General features: G+C 40.4%; 1 pseudogene. It reads left to right on the top strand.

Annotated features, from left to right (window positions below):
* Nucleotides 1-4,674, top strand: a pseudogene (locus tag ACFIJJ_RS08970) (hypothetical protein); the annotation flags it as partial.

Raw genomic sequence — 4,674 nt, 5'->3', positions numbered from 1 at the left:
CCAAGTTTCTTGGTGGTGATGCGGCGTTTAATAATGGCGCGTTTACAGGACCGACTTACAAGTTATCCAAGGTTGATACAGCTGGTAATATAACAAACGGCTCTTTTGATAATGTTGGTAGTGCATTTACTGGTCTTGATGAGAATATTCAGAATGTTAATGCACGGATTAAAGAAGTTTCAGAAGGGGTAGCACAGGATTCTTTGTTATGGAATGATGAAGCCAATGCCTTTGTAGCGCGTCATGAGAAGAAGCAAGAAGAAAAAGGCAGAGCTGTAAGGACACAAGAAAACAGTAGAATTACGTTTCTAGCAAATGGTGAGATTAGCGCTAAATCAACAGATGCTGTTACGGGTGGTCAGCTTTTTGAAGCGAATGATAAGGTTGCTACTTATTTAGGGGGAAATGCAGCTTTTAATAATGGTGCGTTTACAGGGCCGACTTATAGTTTATCGGAGATTGATAAAGCTGGTAATATAACAGCCAAACCTTTTACCAATGTTGGTTCAGCATTTGAAGGACTTGATGATAATATCAAGAATGTGAATCAGAGGATTAAGGAAGTTTCTGAAGGAGTCGCACAGGATTCTTTGAATTGGAGTAATGAAGCCAATGCCTTTGTAGCTCTTCATGGGGAAGGTAAGGACAGAAACAATAGCAAATTGAAGTTTCTTTTAGATGGAGAAATTTCTAAAGGTTCAACAGAAGCGATCACTGGCAACCAACTTTATTCGATGAATCAAACAGTTGCGACGTATTTTGGTGGAGGTGCTGGCTATGAAGATGGAAAGTGGAAAGCACCAACTTTTGTAATCAAGAAAGTTAATGCAGAAGGTAAAGAAAGTGAAGAAAGTTATAAGAGTGTAGCGGAAGCACTTTCTGATATTAGTAGTTCTGTCACGAATGTTCATAATGATGTAACTAACGTTGTCAGCGATAGCCTTGTCAAGCAGGATAACGAAACGGCTCCTATCACTATTGGTAAGGAAACAAATGGCACTGTAATCAATGTTGCAAACAAAAGAGGTGTGAAACGAGTTATTTCTGGTGTAGAGGATGCAAAAGATAATAATGATGCCGTTAATAAGGGGCAGCTTGATGCAAGTCTGAAGGAACTTTCTACCAGCCTTCAGTCTGAAGATTCAGCTGTTGTTCATTACGATAAAAAAGACGGTGATAATAACACTATAAATTATGCAAGCGTGACTTTAGGTAAAGGTAAAGATTCTGCTGCTGTAGCACTTCACAATGTTGCTGATGGTCAGATTGCCAAGGAGTCACATGATGCGATTACGGGTGGACAGCTTCATACCATTACAGATGATTTGTCAAAGATTTTAGGTGGCGATATATCCTTTGATGGCAAAAACTATAAAGGACCAAAGTATGACTTATCGACAGTTTCTAAAGACGGTAAGGTAACAGATAAACCGTATGAAGGTGTAGATACTGCCTTTAAAGGACTTGATGAGAATATCAAGAATATTAACGATCGTATTAAGGAAGTCTCAGAAGGAGTAGCACAAGATTCTTTATCATGGAGCAAGGCTGAAGGTGCTTTTGTCGCCTTGCATGGAGAAAAAGAAGGTGCAAAGACAAACAGCAAGATTAAGTTCCTTGCGGCAGGAGATATTACGAAAGAATCGACAGATGCAGTAAATGGCTCCCAACTTTATTCCTTAGGAAAAGATCTTGCATCGTACTTAAACGGTGATGCTAAGTATGAGAAAGATCAATGGTTGTTGCCTAGATTTAAAGTTACACACCTTAAAGAAGATGGCGCATCAGAAGAAGCTGAGTACGATAGTGTTTCAGAAGCTCTTTCAGGTGTTGGTAATTCTTTCACGAATGTGGTTAAAGACTTTAATGACAAAGTCACGAATATTACTCAGGAAGTTCAAGGCAATGCGCTGTTGTGGAATGAAAGTGAAAAAGCCTTTGTAGCGGCGCACGGGGAAAAGGAAAGCAAGACGAACAGCAAGATCACATCACTTGCGGCTGGCTCTATAGTATCAGGCTCGAGTGATGCGATTACAGGTGGACAGATTTATGATTTGCAAAAACAGTTTGCTGGCTATTTTGGTGGTGGTGCTGGTTATAATGAGAAAGGCGAATGGCAAAATCCGGATTTCCAAATTCAGACTTTCAGCAATGATGGTATGAAAGGTGATAAAAAGAGCAGTAATAATGTTGCAGGTGCGTTTAATGACATTAATGACAGCATGAGCACTATCAACGATCGTATTAAGGAAGTTTCAGAAGGAGTTGCACAAGATTCTTTATCATGGAGCAGGGCTGAAGGTGCGTTTGTAGCGACGCATGGAGAAAAAGACGGTGAGAAGACAAACAGCAAGATAACGTCGCTTTCAAATGGGGATATAACTAAAGACTCAAGCGATGCCGTAGCGGGTAACCAGCTATATGCTTTAGGTAACAGTGTTGCGCAGTCTTTAGGTGGTGATGCTAGTTATGCCGGTGGCTCTTGGACAGCTCCAAGTTTCAAAGTTAAGACCGTTAATGAGGATGGTACTAAAGTTGAAGAGAAGAAGTATGATACTGTATCGGAAGCATTTTCTGGTGTAGGAACATCTTTTGAGAATCTTCAAAAAAAGTTTATCCAAAACAACATGGAAGTTACTGAAAATATTAAGCAGAATGCATTGTTGTGGAGTGATTCTGAAAAGGCATTTGTGGCGACACATGGAGAGGGTGATGAGAAAGGCAACAGTAAAATTAAGTTTCTTTCCAATGGAGAGGTTTCTGCAAGCTCAAGTGAAGCGGTCAATGGTTCTCAGCTTTTTGCGACTAATCAAAATGTAAGCAGTGTATCTAACAATCTTGAAACAACAGCTACGAATATAGCTAAATCCTTTGGCGGTGGTGCTGAATATAAAGAAGGTCATTGGAGTGCTCCAAGTTTCAAAGTTAAGATCGTCAAAGAAGATGGCAGTGCTGTTGAAGAGCAAAGTTATGATAATGTTGCCAAAGCGTTTACTGGTGTAGGGGCTTCATTCACGAATATTCACAAAGAGCTTAAGAATGAGATTAATAAAGTTGTAGGAGATAGTCTTGTTAAGTTTGATGACACGACAAATGTAATCAAGCTTGGTGGTGAAAAAGAAGGTGCGAGCATCAGTATTGCGGATAAGGAAAGCCAAGATAGAATACTTTCAGGTGTTAAGACAGCGACAAGGGATAATGAAGCAGTTAACAAAGGTCAGCTTGATGAAAGTTTAAAGGATCTTTCTACCAGTCTTCAGTCGGATGAATCGGCTGTTGTTCACTATGATAAACAAGGTGATGATAATAGCAGCACTAATTATGCGAGTGTGACTTTGGGTAAAGGTAAGGGTTCTACACCTGTAGGTTTGCATAATGTTGCCGAAGGTCAGATTAGTGAGAATTCGCATGATGCGGTTAATGGCGGTCAGATTTCTAAGATTTCTCAGGATATTGCGAAATACTTAGGTGGAGGTACAAGCTTTAAAGATGGTACTTTCACGGGTCCAACCTATAAATTATCCAGTGTTGATGCAAAAGGCGAGGTAGTAGAAAAATCCTATGGTGATGTTGGTTTAGCCATTGAAGGTATTGATACGAATTTCAAGAATGTGAATAACAACCTAACGAATAAGTTTAATGAACTTACTGAAAACATCACAAATATTACTCAGGAAGTTCAAGGCGATGCGCTGTTGTGGAATAAGGACGCAGAGGCGTTTGTAGCGACGCATGGAGAGAAGGAAAGCAAGAGTAAGATTACATTTCTTTCCAATGGAGAGGTTTCTGCAAGCTCAAGTGATGCGGTCAATGGTTCTCAGCTTTTTGATACGAATAAGACTGTTGCAACTTATTTAGGTGGTGGCGCTGAATATAAGGAAGGTCAATGGAGTGCTCCAAGCTTCAAAGTTAAGATCGTCAAAGAAGATGGCAGTGCCGTTGAAGAGCAAAGTTATGATGATGTTGCCAAAGCGTTTGCTGGTGTAGGGGCTTCATTCACGAATATTCACAAAGAGCTTAAGAATGAGATTAATAAAGTTGTAGGAGATAGTCTTGTTAAGCAGGATGATGCTACGAAGGTAATCAAGATAGGTGATGAAAAAGAGGGTAGTGCAATCATAATTTCAAACATGAATGGTGATACACGTAGTCTCTCTGGCGTGAAAGCTGGAACACTTTCTGAAGGCTCGACAGAAGCCGTGAATGGTTCTCAGCTTTATTCCTTGAATCAGACGCTAGCGACGTATTTTGGTGGTGGAGCTAGCTATGAAGATGGTCAATGGGTAGCGCCTACATTCAAAGTTACGACATTTAATGATGATGGTAGTCCAGAAGAGCATAGCTATCCCAATATTGCTGAAGCGTTTGCTGGTGTAAGCAATTCATTTACAAAGCTTCATAATGAGATTTCAGACAATATTGAGCAGAATGCGTTGTTGTGGAGTGATGAAGACAGTGCGTTTGTAGCGCTTCATGGGAAGGGAGATAAAAGAAGTAAGAGCAAACTGAAGTCAGTTTTAGATGGCGATATTTCTGAAGGTTCGACAGAGGCGATTACGGGCAATCAGCTTTATTCCTTGCATCAGACGCTAGCGATGTATTTAGGAGGAGGAGCTAGCTATGAAGGTGGCGAATGGAGGGCTCCAGAATTCAAGGTTGCACAATTCAATTCTG

Source organism: Bartonella sp. TT29SHDZB, from assembly GCF_042193395.1.
Classification (GTDB): domain Bacteria; phylum Pseudomonadota; class Alphaproteobacteria; order Rhizobiales; family Rhizobiaceae; genus Bartonella.
The sequence above is the reverse complement of the archived record's forward strand: the minus strand, read 5'-3'. Positions and strand labels throughout refer to the sequence as shown.